The sequence below is a fragment of the Gemmobacter caeni genome (assembly GCF_003054195.1).
GTDB classification, from domain to species: Bacteria; Pseudomonadota; Alphaproteobacteria; order Rhodobacterales; family Rhodobacteraceae; genus Gemmobacter; species Gemmobacter caeni.
The window spans coordinates 150,518-167,971 of the sequence record NZ_QBKP01000009.1; the positions used below are offsets into that span (position 1 = coordinate 150,518).

At 62.5% G+C, this 17,454-nt stretch carries 17 protein-coding genes and 1 tRNA gene; 16 read left to right on the top strand and 2 right to left on the bottom strand.

What is annotated here, in order from left to right:
- Positions 1-13: 13 nt before the first annotated feature.
- Both rpmF and C8N34_RS15115 read right to left on the bottom strand, forming a co-directional pair.
- On the bottom strand, positions 14-220 hold the full coding sequence (gene rpmF, locus C8N34_RS15110) for a 50S ribosomal protein L32 (RefSeq protein ID WP_082401027.1): 207 nt from the start codon (positions 218-220) through the stop codon (positions 14-16).
- 164 nt (positions 221-384) lie between these two features.
- A complete protein-coding gene (locus C8N34_RS15115; RefSeq protein WP_108129493.1) occupies positions 385-951 on the bottom strand; it encodes a YceD family protein in 567 nt (188 codons plus the stop codon).
- A 174-nt stretch (positions 952-1,125) separates the two neighbouring features.
- Between C8N34_RS15115 and C8N34_RS15120 the strand changes: the two genes are divergently transcribed.
- From C8N34_RS15120 to C8N34_RS15195, 16 genes are all read left to right on the top strand, one after another.
- Positions 1,126-1,596: an outer membrane protein assembly factor BamE gene (locus C8N34_RS15120; protein ID WP_054303724.1), complete on the top strand. Its 471-nt coding sequence runs from the start codon at positions 1,126-1,128 to the stop codon at positions 1,594-1,596.
- A 77-nt stretch (positions 1,597-1,673) separates the two neighbouring features.
- On the top strand, positions 1,674-2,432 hold the full coding sequence (locus tag C8N34_RS15125) for a GNAT family N-acetyltransferase (protein WP_108129494.1): 759 nt from the start codon (positions 1,674-1,676) through the stop codon (positions 2,430-2,432).
- 34 nt (positions 2,433-2,466) lie between these two features.
- A complete protein-coding gene (locus C8N34_RS15130) occupies positions 2,467-4,275 on the top strand; it encodes an ABC-F family ATP-binding cassette domain-containing protein (protein WP_108129495.1) in 1,809 nt (602 codons plus the stop codon).
- A 119-nt stretch (positions 4,276-4,394) separates the two neighbouring features.
- Positions 4,395-4,985 (top strand): outer membrane protein, encoded by a 591-nt coding sequence (locus C8N34_RS15135; protein WP_108129496.1) that lies wholly within the window; start codon positions 4,395-4,397, stop codon positions 4,983-4,985.
- 119 nt (positions 4,986-5,104) lie between these two features.
- Positions 5,105-6,472, top strand: a complete 1,368-nt coding sequence (cysS, locus tag C8N34_RS15140) for a cysteine--tRNA ligase (protein WP_108129497.1) — start codon at positions 5,105-5,107, stop codon at positions 6,470-6,472.
- Complete coding sequence (locus C8N34_RS15145) at positions 6,469-7,521, top strand: cysteine desulfurase family protein (protein ID WP_108129498.1); 1,053 nt, start codon at positions 6,469-6,471, stop codon at positions 7,519-7,521. The genes cysS and C8N34_RS15145 overlap by 4 nt, the downstream gene beginning before the upstream one ends.
- Before the next feature lie 4 nt (positions 7,522-7,525).
- The gene (gene sufB, locus C8N34_RS15150; RefSeq protein WP_108129499.1) at positions 7,526-9,046 is read left to right on the top strand and encodes a Fe-S cluster assembly protein SufB; all 1,521 of its coding nucleotides are present in this window, start codon (positions 7,526-7,528) and stop codon (positions 9,044-9,046) included.
- The gene (locus C8N34_RS15155; RefSeq protein ID WP_054303654.1) at positions 9,043-9,357 is read left to right on the top strand and encodes a heavy metal-binding domain-containing protein; all 315 of its coding nucleotides are present in this window, start codon (positions 9,043-9,045) and stop codon (positions 9,355-9,357) included. The genes sufB and C8N34_RS15155 overlap by 4 nt, the downstream gene beginning before the upstream one ends.
- Before the next feature lie 8 nt (positions 9,358-9,365).
- The gene (gene sufC / locus C8N34_RS15160; protein ID WP_108129500.1) at positions 9,366-10,121 is read left to right on the top strand and encodes a Fe-S cluster assembly ATPase SufC; all 756 of its coding nucleotides are present in this window, start codon (positions 9,366-9,368) and stop codon (positions 10,119-10,121) included.
- A complete protein-coding gene (sufD, locus tag C8N34_RS15165) occupies positions 10,121-11,398 on the top strand; it encodes a Fe-S cluster assembly protein SufD (protein WP_108129501.1) in 1,278 nt (425 codons plus the stop codon). The genes sufC and sufD overlap by 1 nt, the downstream gene beginning before the upstream one ends.
- A gap of 1 nt (position 11,399) precedes the next feature.
- Complete coding sequence (locus C8N34_RS15170; RefSeq protein ID WP_108129502.1) at positions 11,400-11,882, top strand: YIP1 family protein; 483 nt, start codon at positions 11,400-11,402, stop codon at positions 11,880-11,882.
- A gap of 2 nt (positions 11,883-11,884) precedes the next feature.
- Positions 11,885-13,105, top strand: a complete 1,221-nt coding sequence (locus C8N34_RS15175; protein WP_108129503.1) for a cysteine desulfurase — start codon at positions 11,885-11,887, stop codon at positions 13,103-13,105.
- 45 nt (positions 13,106-13,150) lie between these two features.
- A tRNA-Arg gene (locus C8N34_RS15180) sits at positions 13,151-13,227 on the top strand.
- 598 nt (positions 13,228-13,825) lie between these two features.
- Positions 13,826-15,130 (top strand): DNA (cytosine-5-)-methyltransferase, encoded by a 1,305-nt coding sequence (dcm, locus tag C8N34_RS15185; protein WP_229825659.1) that lies wholly within the window; start codon positions 13,826-13,828, stop codon positions 15,128-15,130.
- A 31-nt stretch (positions 15,131-15,161) separates the two neighbouring features.
- Entirely contained in the window at positions 15,162-15,599 is a 438-nt protein-coding gene (locus C8N34_RS15190) for a very short patch repair endonuclease (protein ID WP_277878234.1), read from the top strand.
- The gene (locus C8N34_RS15195; protein WP_108129505.1) at positions 15,530-16,966 is read left to right on the top strand and encodes a type II restriction endonuclease; all 1,437 of its coding nucleotides are present in this window, start codon (positions 15,530-15,532) and stop codon (positions 16,964-16,966) included. Before C8N34_RS15190 ends, C8N34_RS15195 begins: the two co-directional genes overlap by 70 nt.
- Positions 16,967-17,454: the final 488 nt, after the last annotated feature.

The following is a 17,454-nucleotide window of genomic DNA, read 5'->3' on the forward strand; positions in this document are numbered from 1 at the left end:
GAGGGGAAGCGGCTTACGCCGCGTCCTCGTCCACGTCGACTTCGGTGGTCACAGCCACGACTTCACGCGAGTCGTAGTGGCCGCAGGCGCCGCAAACGTGGTGCGGACGCTTCAGTTCGCCGCAGTTCGGGCATTCCGACGGGTTGCCGGCGACGAGAGCGTCATGCGAGCGACGCATGTTGCGGCGCGAACGGGTGACTCGGTTCTGAGGGACAGCCATGTCTCAACCTCGGGTTAGTGAGGGGACAAGCCCCTGATTCTGTTCTGGGAAAAGCCAATTTCCGACCCTCTGGCACGGCGGCTTTTCACGGTGTTTGCGAGGCGCGGAACATAGTCGAATTCTGGCCGGGTGCAAGTCTTTTCTGCATCCGTTCCGGGTTCGCGTCACTCGGGTGTCGTATCGCCTTTTCCGAGCTTTTCCGCAAGCCCTGCCAGACCGGCAAAGGGGCGCAAATCCTCGTCGCGCAGCGGTTTTACTCCGGGTGCCGCGAAAACTGCCTCGCCTAGCTCGACATCGGGCGCGCGCGGATACATCGGCAACGCCAGCGCCAGCGCCTCCAGTGCCACCACGCCGGGGTCGACGATCTCTGGCAGCGGTTCCTGCGTGTCATCCTCGGGCATTTCCACCTCGTCCCCTTCGGGCACGGGCATCTCGGCCAGATAGCGGCGCCGGACCTCCTCGCGGATTTCGGTGATGACGGGAACAAGTGTGACGCAGCAGGGCTGTTCCACCACGGCAGCAAGCTCTGCCACCAGTTCCCAGTCGCGACGCCCCACCGGCCGCAGCTCACCCCGGAAGGTCAGTTCCGGGACGGCGGTGATTTCCAGCGCCTGCGCCACGGCGGCGCGGGTGTCGGCGTCGGGTTCCAGCCTGAACCGCGTGGGTTTGCGCGCCGCGAGGGCGGCGATGCGCAGCGGGTGGCTCAGGGCAGGGGTGGTCGGTTCGGTCATTGGTGTCTCCGCAAGGCGGGGCGCGCGTTCCATTCTTGAACAGCGGCCCGACCTTCTGTAAGCCGGAAGGCAAGCCGGCCGGGCGTCATGCCGGAAGCGCGGCATCTGATGCGATCCGGGATAAGTCCCATGCCGGTCAAAGGCAAGGGGCGCCCGGAAGGGACGGGAGAGAACATGGCTTCGGCAGGCAGCAGCATGCGGCGGATCGGGCTCTGGCTCGCGGGGGCACTGGTCGCGGGGGCCATGGCGGCCTGTGCGCCGGTCTATCGCAACCACGGGTATGTGCCGACGGACGACGAACTGGCCGAGGTGCAGGTGGGCGCCGACAACCGTGACAGCGTGGCGGAAAAACTTGGCCGTCCTTCGGCTGAGGGTCTGCTGAACGACGAGGGCTGGTTCTATGTCCAGAGCCGCTGGCGCCACTATGGCGCGCAGGAGCCGCAGGAAATCGACCGTCAGGTCGTGTCGATCACCTTCGATCAGGGCGGCGTCGTGCGCAATGTCGAGCGGTTCGGTCTGGATCGCGGCGAGGTCGTGGTGCTGTCGCGGCGTGTGACCGAAAGCAATATCAAGGGAATCGGCTTCCTGCGGCAGATCATGGGCAATCTGGGTCGGTTCCGCGCCGATCAGTTCCTGCAACAATAGCGCGGGCCGTCATCGGCCCGTCGCAGGCTTGTGGCAAACCGGGCGCGCAAGGCCCGGCAGACGGGCGGGAGGTCGGGGTGCAGCCGTTGCGCAAAGGTCGTCTGGTGGCGCGGGTGGCGCAGGAGGCGGGGGATGTGCAGCGCGCGCAGGCCCTGCGGCAGATGTGCTTTCGCGGCCCCGCTGCGACCGGGCTGGATACCGACCGCCACGATGCCGATTGCCTGCATGTTCTGGTCGAGGATACGGAAACCGGCGCGCTGGTCTGCTGCTACCGCCTGCTGCCGCTGACGGGCGGGGCCGAGATCGGGCGCAGCTATTCAGCGCAGTTCTATGACCTGCGCCCCTTGCACAGCTTTCCCGGCCCGATGGTGGAAATGGGGCGCTTCTGCATCGCGCCCGGTCACCGTGACCCGGACATCCTGCGTCTTGCCTGGGGGGCGATGACCCGGATCGTCGATGCGATGGGGGCGGAACTGCTGTTCGGCTGTGCCTCGTTCCTCGGCACCGATGCCGACCGCCATGCCGAGGCTTTCACCCTGCTGCGCGCAGGCCATCTGGCGCCGCGCCGCTGGTTGCCGCGGGTCAAGGCGCCGCGGGTATTCCGCTTTGCCAAAGCTTTGGCGGGGCGCGAACCTGACCGCAAGCGCGGCATGCTGACCATGCCGCCCTTGTTGCGCACCTATCTGTCGATGGGGGGCTGGGTTTCGGATCACGCCGTAGTGGACGATCAGCTTGGCACCCTGCACGTCTTTACCGGCGTCGAGATCCGCGCGATTCCCGAGGCCCGCGCCCGTGCCCTGCGCATGGTCGCGAGCCCGGAACCCGGAGCGGCTTGACCTGCGGCCCCGGCGCCTTTACCTGCCGCCTATCATGGCACGCGCACCCCTTCTTCAGCTTTCCGGCATCTCGCTCACCTTTGGTGGCAATCCCTTATTTGACGGGCTCGACCTGACTGTGCAACCGGGCGACCGGGTGGCACTGGTCGGGCGCAACGGCTCGGGCAAATCCACGCTCATGAAAATCATGGCGGGGCTGGTCGAACCCGATCAGGGGCTGCGCACCGTGCCCCCCGGCGTCAGCGTCGGCTACATGGAACAGGACCCCGATCTTTCGGCCTATGCCGCGCTGGGCGATTATGCCGCGAGCGGCCTGCCTGCGGATGAAAGCTACAAGGTCGATGTGGTGGCCGAGGGGCTGAAATTCCGCCCCGATACGCCGGTTTCCAGTGCCTCGGGCGGAGAACGTCGCCGTGCGGCTTTGGCTAAGCTCATGGCCGAGGCGCCGGAACTCATGCTGCTGGACGAGCCGACCAACCATCTGGACATTCAGGCGATCCAGTGGCTTGAGCGCGAGCTTTCCGAAACCCGCACTGCCTTCGTGCTGATCAGCCACGACCGTGCCTTCCTGCGCGCGCTGACCCGCGCGACTCTTTGGGTCGACCGGGGCGAGGTGCGGCGGCGCGAACAGGGATTCGAGGGATTCGAGGAATGGCGCGAGCAGATCTGGGCCGAGGAGGATGACGCCCGGCACAAGCTGGAGCGCAAGATCAAGCACGAGGCCAAATGGGCGGTGGAGGGCATCAGCGCCCGCCGCAAGCGCAACATGGGCCGGGTGCGTGCGCTGCAAGACCTGCGGGCGCAGCGCGCCGCGATGATCCGCCGTCAGGGCACCGCCGCACTGGATCTGGACAGCGGCCCGACCTCGGGCAAGAAGGTGATCGAGGCTAGGGGGCTGAGCAAGGCCTATGGCGACAAGCAGATCATCCGTGATTTCGACCTGCGTGTGCTGCGCGGTGACCGGGTGGCCTTTGTCGGGCCGAACGGCATCGGCAAGACCACGCTGCTGAAAATGCTGATCGGGCAGGAAACGCCGGATGCGGGTACGGTGACGCTGGGCACCAACCTGCAAATTGCCGTGTTCGACCAGACCCGCGCGCGGCTGGACCCGGATGCGAGCCTTTGGGAAAACCTGACCGGCGATCCGCTGATGGCGGTTTCCGGCGCGTCGGATCAGGTGATGGTGCGCGGCACGCCCAAGCATGTTGTGGGCTATCTCAAGGATTTCCTGTTCAGCGAATTGCAGGCCCGCGCGGCGGTCAAGTCGCTGTCGGGTGGCGAAAAAGCGCGGCTTCTGCTGGCCAAGCTCATGGCGCAGGAATCGAATCTGCTGATCCTTGACGAACCGACCAACGATCTGGATGTCGAAACGCTTGATCTGTTGCAGGACATCCTCGGCGAATATGACGGCACCGTGCTGCTGGTCAGCCATGACCGTGATTTCATCGACCGGGTGGCGACAACGACCATCGCGATGGAAGGCGAGGGCAGGGCAACCGTCTATGCCGGCGGCTGGAGCGATTATCAGAGCCAGCGCCCGGTTGATGCGCCTGCGCCAAAGGCTGCCGCGCCGAAGCCCGCCATTGCCGCAAGGCCCGACCCCGCGCCGAAGAAGGCCGAGGGCCTCAGCTTCACCGAACGCAAGCGTCTGGATGAACTGCCCAATGTCATCGAGCGGCTGGAACATGAAATCGGCAAGCTGGGTGAATTGCTGGCAACGCCGGACCTCTTCACCAAAGAGCCGGTGAAGTTCCGCAAGGCCTCGGACATGCTGGCTGAACGGCAGCAGGCGCTGGCTGCGGCCGAGGAGGAATGGCTGGAACTGGAAGAAAAGGCCGGGTGATCGCAGGCAATCGCGGCGCTTCAAGGTGCCGTGATGAACTATTGAGTTCAGTTTCGTCAGGCGCCATCTCTGGCCCGACGCGGCGACAAAGACCGCCGTGATGGTAAGGAGAAAGACCGATGAAACGCTTTGCCCTGGCTGTTCTGGCCCCGCTGACGCTTGCCGCGCCTGCCTTTGCGGGTGGGCTTGCAACCCCCGCCCCGGAACCCGTGGTAACCGCTCCCGTGCCGGTCGCGCCGGTGCGCGCCGATGGCAATTGGGGCGGCGCCTACGCCGGTGCGCACCTTGGCTATGCCGATGTGAATGACCCCAATGCCGATGGCGCCTTCGGGGGCGCGCAACTGGGTTATCGCTGGGATCTGGGCACCACCGTTCTGGGCGTCGAGGCCGATGTGTCTGGCACCAATATCAAACCCTCCGCCGGGGGCGGCAAGGTTGATACGCTGGCCCATCTGAAGCTTCAGGCGGGTTATGATTTTGGTCGCACGCTGGTTTATGCGACGGCGGGCGCAGCCTATGCCAAGGGCGATATCGGCGGCACCAATACCTCTGACACCGGCTATTTCGGCGGGATCGGCGTGGATTATCAGGTCAACGACCAATGGACCGTCGGCGGCGAGGTTCTGGCCCATCGCTTCGACAATTTTGACGGAACCGGGCTTGACCCCGATGCGACGACCGCGGCGCTGCGGGTCAACTATCGCTTCTGATTGCCCGTCCGGGCAAGGCAGGGGGCGGCGGGGCGATCCGCCGCCCTTTCGCATGCGGATCAAGGTTTCCAAGCCGCCGCGAAAGCGGTAAGTCGGCGCCATCCCAAAGGGAGAGCGACATGACCACGACGATCCGCCTGCACAACACCCGCACCCGCCAGACCGAAGATCTGGTGCCGCTGATCCCCGGCAAGGTGCGCATGTATGTCTGTGGGCCGACCGTCTATGACCGTGCCCATATCGGCAATGCCCGGCCCGTGGTGGTGTTCGACACGCTGTTCCGCCTGCTGCGCCATATCTACGGCGCGGAGCACGTCACATATGTGCGCAACTTCACCGACGTCGATGACAAGATCAACGCCAAGGCCGCCCAGACCGGCCGCCCGATCCGCGACATCACGGATGAAACGATCGGCTGGTATCACGCCGATATGGATGCGCTTGGCGCCCTGCGCCCGACGCATGAGCCGCGCGCGACCGAATATATCGGCGCGATGATCGCCATGATTTCGGACCTGATCGACCGGGGCCATGCCTATGCCGCCGAGGGTCATGTTCTGTTCGACGTGCGCAGCTATGCCGATTACGGCAAGCTCTCGGGTCGGTCAGTCGATGACATGATCGCCGGCGCCCGGGTCGAGGTGGCCCCCTACAAGCGCGATCCGATGGATTTCGTGCTGTGGAAGCCCTCGGATGATACGCTGCCGGGCTGGGACAGCCCGTGGGGCCGGGGTCGCCCCGGCTGGCATATCGAATGCTCGGCCATGAGCAAGGCGCTTCTGGGCGAGACCTTTGACATCCACGGCGGCGGCATCGACCTGCAATTCCCGCACCACGAGAATGAAATCGCGCAAAGCTGCTGCGCCAACCATTCCGGCCAGTTCGCGAATATCTGGATGCATAACGAGATGCTTCAGGTCGAGGGCAAGAAGATGTCGAAATCGCTCGGCAATTTCTTTACCGTCCGCGACCTGCTGGATCAGGGCTATCCGGGCGAGGTGATCCGGTTTGTTTATCTCGGCACGCATTACGCGCGGCCGATGGACTGGACGCATGAGAAGGCGACGCAGGCCGAAGGCACGCTGCGCAAATGGCGGGCGCTGACGAAAGGCGCGCAGCCGGGGCAGGTGGCCGATGCGGTGGTGGCGGCGTTGGCGGGCGATCTGAACACCGCGGGCGCGCTTGCCGAATTGCACCGTCTGGCGGGTGAGGGCGATGCCGCGGGGCTGCTCGCCTCGGCGCAGCTTCTGGGCCTGCTGTTGCCGGAACTCGGTGGCTGGGACGAGGCCGGGGTGGATCTTGCGCCTTGGGTGAACCGTCTGGCCGGGCTGCGGGCAGAGGCGATGGAGACCAAGAACTTCGCCCCCGTCGATGCGCTGAAAACCGCGCTGATGGCGGCGGGGCTGGAGGTGCGGATGTCGAAAGCGGGGGTGGAGCTGCTGCCCGGCCCCGGTTTCGATGTGGGCAAGCTTCCGGTGCTGGAATGAAACCGCGCGCCTATCTCGACTGGAACGCGACCACGCCGCTGCGCCCTGAGGCGCGGGCGGCGATGATCGCGGCGATGGATCTGGTGGGCAACCCCTCCTCCGTCCATGCCGAGGGGCGGGCGGCGAAATCGCTGCTGGAACGCGCGCGCGGGCAGATCGCCGCCGCGCTCGGGGCCGATGGCGCCGACATCGTGTTCACCTCGGGCGCGACCGAGGCGGCGGCGCTGGCCTGTGCCGGGCGTGACCTGCATTGCGGCGACATTGAACACGAAGCCATCAGCGCCTGGTGCACCCCCGATCTGGCGGTCGATGCGGCGGGGCAGGTGACAGTGACCGACCCGACGAAAACCGCACTGCAATATGCCAATTCCGAAACCGGCATCGTGCAGGCGCTGCCCGAGGGGCTGGCGGTCTCCGACCTGACGCAGGCTTTTGGCAAGCTGCCCTTCGCCTTCAACTGGCTGGGCTGCGACATGGGCATCGTCTCGGCCCATAAACACGGCGGGCCAAAGGGAATCGGCGCGCTGATCCTGCGGCGCGGGCTGGATGTTCCGGCGCAGCTGAAGGGCGGCGGGCAGGAGATGGGTCGCCGCGCCGGAACCGAGAACCTGATCGGCATTGCAGGATTCGCTGCCGCCGCCGAAGCCGCCGCGCGGGATCTTGCGGACGGGGTCTGGGAGCGGGTGGCTGAATTTAGAAATATTCTAGAGTCAGCATTGTCAGCCGCAGAGAATGAGACTATTTCTGTCGGGAAAGGAAGTGTTCGACTTCCGAACACCCTGTGCCTCGTCACCCCCGGCTGGAAGGGCGAGACGCAGGTGATGCAGATGGATCTGGTTGGTTTCGCCGTTTCGGCGGGCTCGGCCTGTTCCTCGGGCAAGGTTCGGGCCAGCCGGGTACTGCGCGCCATGGGGTTTGACGAGACCGCCGCCGCCTCGGCGCTGCGCGTGTCGATCGGCCCCGAGACGACGGAAGAAGATGTGTTGCGCTTTGCCGATGCCTGGACAGCGCAATACCGCAAGGCCCGCAAGCGGGCGCAAGAGGGATAAGGCCATGACGGCACTGGAAACCGAAGACCAGATCGAAGTGCGCGACGGCGTCGACCGCGAGACGATCGAAACCGTGCAGGCCATGGCCGGCAAATACAAATACGGCTGGGAAACCAGCATCGAGACTGAATATGCGCCGAAGGGGCTGAACGAGGATATCGTGCGCCTCATCAGCGAAAAGAACGGCGAACCGGAATGGATGCTGGAATGGCGTCTGGCCGCTTATCGCCGCTGGCTCCAGATGGAAGAACCTCGCTGGGCCATGCTGAACTACCCGGAAATCGACTATCAGGATCAGTATTACTACGCCAAGCCGAAGAGCATGGCGGTGAAACCGAAGTCTCTGGATGAGGTCGATCCGAAGCTGCTGGCGACCTATGAGAAGCTGGGGATTCCGTTGAAGGAACAGATGCTTCTGGCCGGTGTTGAAGGTGCCGACGAGCCGCGCAAGGTCGCGGTGGACGCGGTGTTTGACAGCGTTTCCGTGGGCACGACCTTCAAGGAAGAGCTGAAGAAGGCGGGCGTCATCTTCTGCTCGATCTCTGAAGCGATCCGCGAATACCCGGAACTGGTGAAGAAATACCTTGGCACGGTGGTGCCGCAGTCGGATAACTTCTTTGCCACGCTGAACTGTGCCGTCTTCTCGGACGGGTCGTTTGTCTACATCCCCGAGGGCGTGCGCTGCCCGATGGAACTGTCGACCTATTTCCGCATCAACGCGGAAAACACCGGGCAATTCGAACGCACGCTGATCATCGCCGACAAGGGCGCCTATGTCAGCTATCTGGAAGGCTGCACCGCCCCGAAGCGCGATACCCACCAGCTTCATGCTGCGGTGGTGGAGATTGTGGTGCTGGACGATGCCGAGGTGAAATATTCCACCGTCCAGAACTGGTATCCGGGTGACGAGGAAGGCCGGGGTGGCATCTACAACTTCGTGACCAAACGCGCCGATTGCCGGGGTGCACGCTCCAAGGTGATGTGGACGCAGGTGGAAACCGGCAGCGCGATCACCTGGAAATACCCGTCCTGCATCCTGCGCGGCGATGACAGCCAGGGCGAGTTCTACTCCATCGCCATCGCCAACAATGCCCAGCAGGCCGATACCGGCACCAAGATGGTGCATCTGGGCAAGAACACCAAATCCCGCATCGTGTCGAAGGGGATTTCGGCGGGGCGCGCGCAGAATACTTACCGCGGACTGGTAAGTATGCACCCGAAGGCATTGAATTCGCGGAACTATACGCAATGCGACAGCCTGCTGATCGGGGATAAATGTGGTGCGCATACCGTGCCCTATATCGAGGTGAAGAATAATTCCTCGCGGGTGGAGCATGAGGCGACCACCTCGAAGGTTGATGACGACCAGCTCTTCTACTGCCGTTCACGCGGGATGGACGAAGAGGAGGCCGTGGCGCTGGTGGTGAACGGCTTCTGCAAGGAAGTGCTGCAAGCGCTGCCGATGGAATTCGCCATGGAGGCGCAAAGCCTCGTGGCGATCTCACTGGAAGGCTCGGTCGGATGATCGTCACGACGACCCCAACCATCGAAGGCCACCGCATCACCGCCTATCACGGGCTGGTGGTCGGCGAGGTCATCATGGGCGCCAATATCGTGCGTGATCTCTTTGCCTCGATCACCGATGTGATTGGCGGACGCTCGGGCGCCTATGAAAGCAAGCTGGCCGATGCCCGCGAAGAGGCCACGAAAGAATTGAAAGACCGCGCCCGTGCAATGGGCGCCAATGCCGTTGTCGGCGTGGATCTGGACTACGAAGTGGTCGGGAATTCCATGCTCATGGTGTCGATCTCGGGCACCGCCGTGACTGTCGACTGAGGAAAATCATGCTGGAAATCAACAATCTGCACGTCAAACTTGAAGAGGATGACAAGGTTATCCTCAAGGGCGTGAACCTCAGGGTCGAGGCGGGCAAGGTCCACGCGATCATGGGTCCGAACGGCTCGGGCAAATCGACGCTGAGCTATGTGCTCTCGGGCCGCGACGGCTATGAGGTCACCGACGGCTCCGCCACGCTGGACGGGGTGGAACTGCTGGAGATGGAGCCCGAAGAACGCGCCGCCGCCGGCCTGTTCCTTGCCTTCCAGTATCCGGTGGAAATTCCGGGCGTTGGCAACATGACCTTCCTGCGCACCGCTGTGAACGCGCAGCGCAAGTCGCGCGGGCAAGAGGAAATGAGCGCGGGCGAGTTTCTGAAAGTCGTGCGCGAAAAGGCCAAGGCACTGAAGATCGACGCCGAGATGATGAAGCGCCCGGTCAACGTGGGCTTCTCTGGCGGTGAGAAGAAGCGGAACGAGATCCTCCAGATGGCCATGCTGGAGCCCAAGATGTGCATTCTGGACGAGACTGACTCCGGTCTCGACGTCGATGCGATGAAACTGGTGGCCGACGGTGTGAACGCGCTGCGCAGCGAAGGCCGTGCATTCCTTGTTATCACGCATTATCAACGGCTTCTTGACCATATCAAACCTGACGTCGTGCACATCATGGCGGATGGCCGCATCGTGAAGACAGGCGGGCCGGAACTGGCCCTGGAAGTCGAGAACAACGGTTACGCCGACATTCTGGCCGAGGTGCTGTGATGGCGGTCGCAGAGGCGAAACGCGACGCGGCGGAGGCGCGGCTTTCCGCGCTGGCGCTGCCGCAGGGCGGATGGGCCGGGGCCGCGCGGGCCGAAGCGCTGGCGCGGCTGCGCGCCATGGGCCTGCCCGGTAGGCGGGATGAGTACTGGCGTTATACCGATCCGTCGTCGCTGGTGCAGGCAGACGCGCCCAAGGCTTCGTTGTTCGACCCGAAGGACGAGCCGATGGCCTTTACCGGGTTCGACCGGGTGAAGGTTGTCTTTGTTGACGGTGTCTTCGATCCGGCGCAATCCGACGATCTGGAAGCGGCTGGGGTTGAACTGCTCAGCCGCCAGACGGCGGATATCCACTGGGCGCAGTCGCTGTATGGTGTGCTGGAGGCACGGGGTCAGACCCCGGTGCAACGCCCGCTGGCAGCGCTGAATTCCGCTGCGGCTACAGAAGGCGTTCTGATCCGCGTTACCGGCAGGGCCGTCAAGCCTGTTTCCCTGATTTATCTGCATAAATCAGAAACTTCCGATGCGATGCTTCATCATTGTGTGAAGCTGGAGGAAGGCGCCGAGCTGACTCTGCTGGAAAACGGCCCGGCCGCCGCGCGCTTTAACAAAGTGCTGGAAGTTGAGGTCGCCGATGGCGCCCGTTTCCACCATATCCGTACCCAGGGCCGTGATCACGAACGGCGCGCCGTGACGCATATCTTTGCCCGTCTGGGTCGGGAATCGCTGTTCAAGAGTTTCACGCTGACCGCCAATGGCGTGCTGACGCGCAACGAGGCGGTGATCGAACTGACCGGCGATGATGCGGTGGCGCATGTGGCGGGGGCCGCGGTCGGCGATGGCGACTTCCACCATGACGACACGGTGTTCGTGACTCATGCGGCAGAACGCTGTGAAAGCCGTCAGGTGTTCAAGAAGGTGCTGAAGAATGGCGCCGTCGGCGTGTTCCAGGGCAAGATCCTTGTGAAGCCCGGCGCGCAAAAGACGGACGGATATCAGATTTCCCAAAGTCTGCTGCTGGATGACCATTCGCAGTTCCTTGCCAAGCCCGAGCTGGAAATCTACGCCGATGACGTGAAATGCTCGCACGGGTCCACCTCGGGCGCGATTGACGAGACGGCGCTTTACTACCTGCGCTCGCGCGGGGTCCCGCTGCGTCAGGCACAATCGCTTCTGGTGCTGGCCTTCCTCGCGGAAGCCATTCAGGAGATCGAGGACGAAGGACTGGCCGAAGATATTCGTGCCCGTCTGGAAAGCTGGCTGGCGCGGCACGGGCAGTAAGATGGCGGTCACCTCGGATATCGTCGAAAGCTGGCGGCGCCCCCGCACGGTGCTGCGCCGTCATCTGGAACGCGGCGTGTCCGAGCCTTTCGCCTTCAGCCTGCTGTTCGTCTTTCTGCTGATCGCCTTCATCGCGCAATATCCGGTTGCGGCGCGCGAAACCGTAATGAACCCGGACAAGCCGCTGTCGGCGCAATTGCTGGCTGTGGGGCTGGGGCTGCTGGCGACGATCCCGGTGTTTTACCTGCTGGCGGCAGCGAGCCGTCTGGTGGGGCGTCTGAGCGGCGGGCGCGGCAGCTGGTATGGCGCACGGCTGGCGCTGTTCTGGGCGCTGGTCACTGTCACGCCGCTGGTGCTGCTGGTGGGGCTGGTCGCCGGAATGATCGGGCCGGGTCCGCAACTGACCGCCACCGGGCTGGTGGCTTTCGCCGGTTTTCTGTTCCAGTGGATCATGGGACTGAGCGTGGTGGAACAAGGGGCATGAGCATGTTCGATGTGGCGAAGGTGCGCGCGGATTTCCCGATCCTCGGGCGCGAGGTGAACGGCAAGCCGCTGGTCTATCTGGACAACGGCGCTTCCGCGCAGAAGCCGCAATGCGTGATCGACGCGGTGACGCGGGCCTATTCCATGGAATATGCCAATGTTCACCGTGGCTTGCATTACCTTTCGAACCTTGCGACTGAAAAGTACGAAGCCGTGCGCGGTACCATCGCCCGCTTTCTGAACGCGGGAGACGAAGAGGAAATCGTCTTCGCCTCCGGCACGACCGAGGCAATCAATCTCGTTTCCTACGCCTGGGCTGCGCCACGGCTCCAGCCCGGTGACGAGATCGTGCTGTCCATCATGGAGCATCACGCCAATATCGTGCCCTGGCATTTCCTGCGGGAACGGCAGGGCGTGGTGCTCAAATGGGTGGAATGTGACGCCAACGGCGATCTGGACCCGCAGGCGGTGATCGACGCCATCGGCCCTCGCACCCGTCTGGTGGCGGTGACGCAGATGTCTAATGTGCTGGGCACTGTGGTTGATGTGGCCGCGATCTGCCGGGGCGCGCGCGAGAAGGGCGTGCCGGTGCTGGTCGATGGCAGTCAGGGCGCGGTGCATATGCCGGTCGATGTGCAGGCGATGGGCTGTGATTTCTATGCCATCACCGGGCACAAGCTCTATGGCCCGTCCGGCTCCGGCGCGATCTATATCCGGCGCGAGCGTCTGGCTGAGATGCGCCCCTTCCTCGGCGGCGGTGACATGATCCGCGAAGTGACACGCGATGCGGTAACCTATGCCGACCCGCCGATGAAATTCGAGGCAGGCACGCCCGGTATCGTGCAGCAGATCGGGCTGGGCGTGGCGCTGGATTACCTGATGACGCTGGGGATGGAGAATGTCGCTGCGCACGAACGCCGGTTGCGCGATTATGCGCGGTCGCGGCTCGCCGGTCTCAACTGGCTGAACGTGCAGGGGAATTCAGCGGGGAAGGGCGCGATCTTCTCCTTCACGCTGCAAGGCCCGGCCCATGCGCATGACATCTCGACCGTGCTGGACAAGAAGGGTGTTGCCGTGCGTGCCGGTACCCATTGCGCCATGCCGCTCCTGGAGCATATGGGCGTGGGCGCCACCTGCCGCGCCTCATTCGCGCTTTACAACACCGAGGCAGAGGTCGACCGGCTGGTCGAGGCGCTGGAACTCTGCCACGAACTTTTCGCCTGATTCCGTGTTGCGCGCCCCTGCGGCTTGGTCTATTCAGGCCGCAACGCACCCATAGCTCAGCTGGATAGAGCGTTGCCCTCCGAAGGCAAAGGTCGCACGTTCGAATCGTGCTGGGTGCGCCATTATCTGTAAATTCCAAGACGTTATGCTGGTCGGTTTTTCAGGCCTGGCGCCTGTAAGCCAGCTTTGGGTCAGGCATGCCATTCAGCCACACCAGCGCATATTGGCTGCAAGGCTCAGTTGCCTCGTTCGGAAGACTTGCGAGCTCTGCGAGCAATGCCAGACGAAACGGAAGAGGGGTCCTGTTCGCAAATCGGATCAAGGTCCGAAGCAAGAGCTTGCTGTGCTCGTCGCTGAAACTCCCCGAGGTTCTCCCTGAAAACCGGACAGTGACGGAAGCCGCGATCTGATCTCTGCTGGTCGCCAGGAGGGATGAGGGAGAACATATCGAAACGCCGGAAACATGAAGCGGACTCAGCCACTATCATCTATTGATATCCTGAGAATCGTGCGATCCTTAGCGTGTCTTTCATGCAGATTTTCTGGCTGCCGCAGCAGATTTCGCGCCGCCTTTCGTCACACCCTTAACGTGGCGAGGAACGGTCGGACGGCAGTCAATAGGCCCAGCGGCCGGACGTAGAGCCAAGGGTCCGCCGCATGTCAGCCGGACAGCGTCCTGAGCGAAAAAGCTGGCTTACCGGATAGGCGAAAAAAGCCATCATGTTTCGTCGTTCGTTCTTGATTAAGGTGACTTATATAGACATTGTGTCAGAAAAATTCCCAGAGGTGCATCGGCACATGCAGGCTGACTTTTCCACACTTCTGGCACAAGCCGGATACTCTGTGCCCGAGGCCGCGCGCGTGCTTGGCTATTCAGAAGGCCACATCTATCGCTGGAAACGCGGTGAGGAGATCCCCCGCGACAGCGTGATCCGTCTTCTGAACATGGAGATCGAGCGGCGGCGCGATGCAGGCGATGCGGAAAAGACCTTTACGTTCATCGACCTGTTCGCGGGGATAGGCGGCCTGCGGCGGGCAATGGAGAGCGCGGGTGGGCGCTGCATCTTCACCTCTGAATGGGACAAATACGCCCAGCAGACCTATATGGCGAACTTTCCTGACAACCGGCTTCCGGTGGGCGACATCCGGGAGGTAGACGCCGAAGACATCCCCGCGCATGACGTGTTGGTTGCGGGCTTTCCCTGCCAGCCCTTCTCGATCGCCGGGGTGTCCAAGAAGAACGCACTCGGCCGCGCGCATGGCTTTGACGATGAGACCCAGGGAACGCTGTTCTTCGATGTGCTGCGCATCCTCATGCACCACCGTCCTGCGGCCTTCATGCTGGAGAACGTCAAGAATCTGAAAAGCCACGATAAGGGCCGCACCTTCGAGGTGATCCGCCGCAAGCTGACCGAGGAACTCGGTTACACACTGGAGACCCGGATCATTGATGCCGGGCATTTCGTGCCGCAACATCGCGAACGGATTGTGATGGTCGGCTTCCGTGAAGCGACCGGGTTCAGCTTCGATGACGTGCATCTTCCGACTTACGGGACCAGGCGGATGCGCCATGTTCTGCACCCTGAAAATGGCACGGAGCAGCCCGAGGGGCATTTCACCGTTGGGCCGGATGCTGTGGTCAGCGATAAATACACCCTGACCGACAAACTTTGGGCCTATCTGCAAGGCTATGCTGCAAAGCATAAGGCCAAGGGGAATGGGTTCGGCTTTGGCATGGTCGATGGTGACAGTATCTCGCGCACGTTGTCGGCCCGCTATTACAAAGACGGTTCCGAGATTCTGATCAGTCGGGGCGAAGGCAACAATCCGCGACGCCTCACGCCTCGTGAATGTGCGCGGCTGATGGGCTACCCCGATGACTTCCGGATTCCGGTGTCTGACACTCAGGCCTACAAGCAATTCGGCAACTCGGTGGCCGTGCCTGTATTTGCCGAGGTGGCAAAAGTCATGGCACCACATATCCTCGCACTGACGAGAGCTGAACCGCTTAAGAAAGTTGGCTGACGTTCACGACAGCAGGACCCGCAGCCGAAACATGGCGGCAATCAAGGGGGCTGATACCAAACCGGAAATGCTGATCCGGCGCGGGCTTCATGCGCTTGGTTACCGCTACCGTCTCTACGACCGGAAACTGCCGGGTAGACCAGACATCGTGCTGCCAAAGCATGATGCGGTGATCTTTGTGAACGGCTGCTTCTGGCATGGGCACGCTTGCCCACTTTTTCGATGGCCTGCAACACGGCAGGATTTCTGGCGCGCCAAGATCACCGGCAACATCGAGCGGGACGCCCGGAATATCGACATGCTGATCGTTGCCGGCTGGCGTGTTGCGACGGTCTGGGAATGTGCGCTGAAGGGGCGCGGCAGGTTGCCGTCGGAGGCGGTGATTGACTCCCTTGCCCTATGGATATGTTCTGGCGACCAACGGCTGGATATCGAAGGTCAGCATACAGAAACAGGCGGCCAGATTTGAGCGTGCAGGGTATTTTCGATTTTGACGAGGACGGCGGCGGTCAGGCCGGGCTTCTGACGGACCTGCTCAGCCGGGCTGAGCGGGTATTGCTCAAGAAGCTCTCGAACAATGACCGTGACTGGGCGCGTTATGCCAATAAGCACCAGGCCGGGGTTTATATTCCGGCGGAACAGCGCGAGGGCGGGTTTTTTCCACCGCTGGAGGCCAAACCGCGCAAAGACCCGGATGCGGCCCCGATCCGGGAGGCCTGGTTCGATACGCTCTGGCCACAGGCTTCAGGCGATGAGCGCAATAAACATACCCGGATCGTACACTACACGAGTAAGGGCCCTGAGACGCATATGACACGCCTGCCGAAAGAGTGCTTTGAGCATCTCTCGCCGGCTTCTTTCCTGATGATGGGGCGGTATCGGCAGGGCGAAGATACTGTCTACGAATGCCTGACCATTGATTCCGCCAGCGAGGAAGCGGATCTGCTTCTCCTGCAGCTCGACATCACACCGGATTTCCTGATTGGTGAGTTTGAACCCGCTGAGGTCAGGGCAAAGGAACAGGACCGGGTTCTTGATTTCGCGGAAGAACTGATCGCGGCCTGGAAGGCTGGTACGATCGTCGAGTTCGGCCTCGCCCGTGCTGCCATGCCGAAAACCGAAGAACTGGCCGGGCTGGCGCGCGACCGTTACCTCGAGATCTACGGACTGACCAGCCTCGATCCCTTCGCCATCGAACGCCCGGGTGATGCGCTCCGCGAGATCAGCCGCAGTATCGAATGGGATATGTTCCGAGACTTCCAGCGCCGCGAGCGGGCCGTCGAACTGGTACGCATCGCCCTTGGCGACGCACCGCGCGACATGACCATCGCAGAGATCATCCGGCAGCTGATCAATGAACTGCCCCGGATCGACGCGCTGATGCTGTCGGCCAGCCAGCAGAGGAAATCGAGGGCGGGCTATTCCTACGAACACCATATTGAAGCGATGCTGAGCGGGGGAAAAATCCCGTTTGAAAAACAGGTCGTAATCGAGGCGAAGAAGCGCCCCGACTTCATTCTTCCCTCACTGGCCTTCATCAGCAGCGGCGAAGTCATCGCCGCAACCGGTCTGATCCTGAGTGCGAAGACCACCCTGCGCGAACGCTGGAAGCAGGTTGAGCGGGAGAAAGGCGAGCGCAGGCTTTACCTGACCACGGTCGATGAAAACATCGCGGGCAATGCCATTCAGGATATGGCAGGCATCGGCGTGCAACTGGTGATCCCCGAAAGCCTGATGGACGCCAAAGAGACCGAATACGCCGGACACGCGAATGTGCTGACCTTCCGGCGGCTCTGCGATGAAGTCATTCTGCCGAACCTGAAAGTATGGGTTTAGCAACGAGATCGGTTTTCTGGGATAGGGTCTGCAAGGGGCCGCCCATTGCGCAGCGGAGAAATCGCTGCGTAGCGTCGTATGTATGCCTCAGTCGCGAGCGGCTTGATCTGTGATGCCGTGTCTGCTTTCAGGGTGGTAGCTGCTGAATGTGGGTACGGCGTAGCCCTGGTTAGTTAAGCACTGTTACATCTCCACCTGATGGCAAGATATGCCCGGAGGCGCTACCACTCTGACGATGCCGGCAGGAGGAGGGTCTCCAGGCCCGCGGCACTGCCTTGAGGGCCGAGCCCTCTGCGCTCACCGACCAGAAAGCTTTGTCTTGGGCTGATGCAGGCGTCGGCTGGTGTTCTTGCGGAAGGTGTTGCGGAGACCGTTGCAATCAGGCGGGGTCCATATACCATCCACACAGGACGTTCGCCGCGCTTGTCACGAATGACTGCAGTGCGTCAAGAGAACCAGAATTTATTTAGTACATGTTGAGAATATGT

What these genes read in the sequence shown, in the direction of transcription:
- C8N34_RS15170 (WP_108129502.1), top strand. Translation starts at nt 11,400, where the DNA reads ATGGCGGTCACCTCGGATATCGTCGAAAGCTGGCGGCGCCCCCGCACG.
- C8N34_RS15135 (WP_108129496.1), top strand. Translation starts at nt 4,395, where the DNA reads ATGAAACGCTTTGCCCTGGCTGTTCTGGCCCCGCTGACGCTTGCCGCG.
- C8N34_RS15175 (WP_108129503.1), top strand. Translation starts at nt 11,885, where the DNA reads ATGTTCGATGTGGCGAAGGTGCGCGCGGATTTCCCGATCCTCGGGCGC.
- C8N34_RS15130 (WP_108129495.1), top strand. Translation starts at nt 2,467, where the DNA reads ATGGCACGCGCACCCCTTCTTCAGCTTTCCGGCATCTCGCTCACCTTT.
- sufB (WP_108129499.1), top strand. Translation starts at nt 7,526, where the DNA reads ATGACGGCACTGGAAACCGAAGACCAGATCGAAGTGCGCGACGGCGTC.
- sufC (WP_108129500.1), top strand. Translation starts at nt 9,366, where the DNA reads ATGCTGGAAATCAACAATCTGCACGTCAAACTTGAAGAGGATGACAAG.
- C8N34_RS15155 (WP_054303654.1), top strand. Translation starts at nt 9,043, where the DNA reads ATGATCGTCACGACGACCCCAACCATCGAAGGCCACCGCATCACCGCC.
- cysS (WP_108129497.1), top strand. Translation starts at nt 5,105, where the DNA reads ATGACCACGACGATCCGCCTGCACAACACCCGCACCCGCCAGACCGAA.
- C8N34_RS15120 (WP_054303724.1), top strand. Translation starts at nt 1,126, where the DNA reads ATGGCTTCGGCAGGCAGCAGCATGCGGCGGATCGGGCTCTGGCTCGCG.
- sufD (WP_108129501.1), top strand. Translation starts at nt 10,121, where the DNA reads ATGGCGGTCGCAGAGGCGAAACGCGACGCGGCGGAGGCGCGGCTTTCC.
- rpmF (WP_082401027.1), bottom strand. Translation starts at nt 220, where the DNA reads ATGGCTGTCCCTCAGAACCGAGTCACCCGTTCGCGCCGCAACATGCGT.
- C8N34_RS15190 (WP_277878234.1), top strand. Translation starts at nt 15,162, where the DNA reads ATGGCGGCAATCAAGGGGGCTGATACCAAACCGGAAATGCTGATCCGG.
- C8N34_RS15195 (WP_108129505.1), top strand. Translation starts at nt 15,530, where the DNA reads ATGGATATGTTCTGGCGACCAACGGCTGGATATCGAAGGTCAGCATAC.
- C8N34_RS15145 (WP_108129498.1), top strand. Translation starts at nt 6,469, where the DNA reads ATGAAACCGCGCGCCTATCTCGACTGGAACGCGACCACGCCGCTGCGC.
- dcm (WP_229825659.1), top strand. Translation starts at nt 13,826, where the DNA reads ATGTTTCGTCGTTCGTTCTTGATTAAGGTGACTTATATAGACATTGTG.
- C8N34_RS15115 (WP_108129493.1), bottom strand. Translation starts at nt 951, where the DNA reads ATGACCGAACCGACCACCCCTGCCCTGAGCCACCCGCTGCGCATCGCC.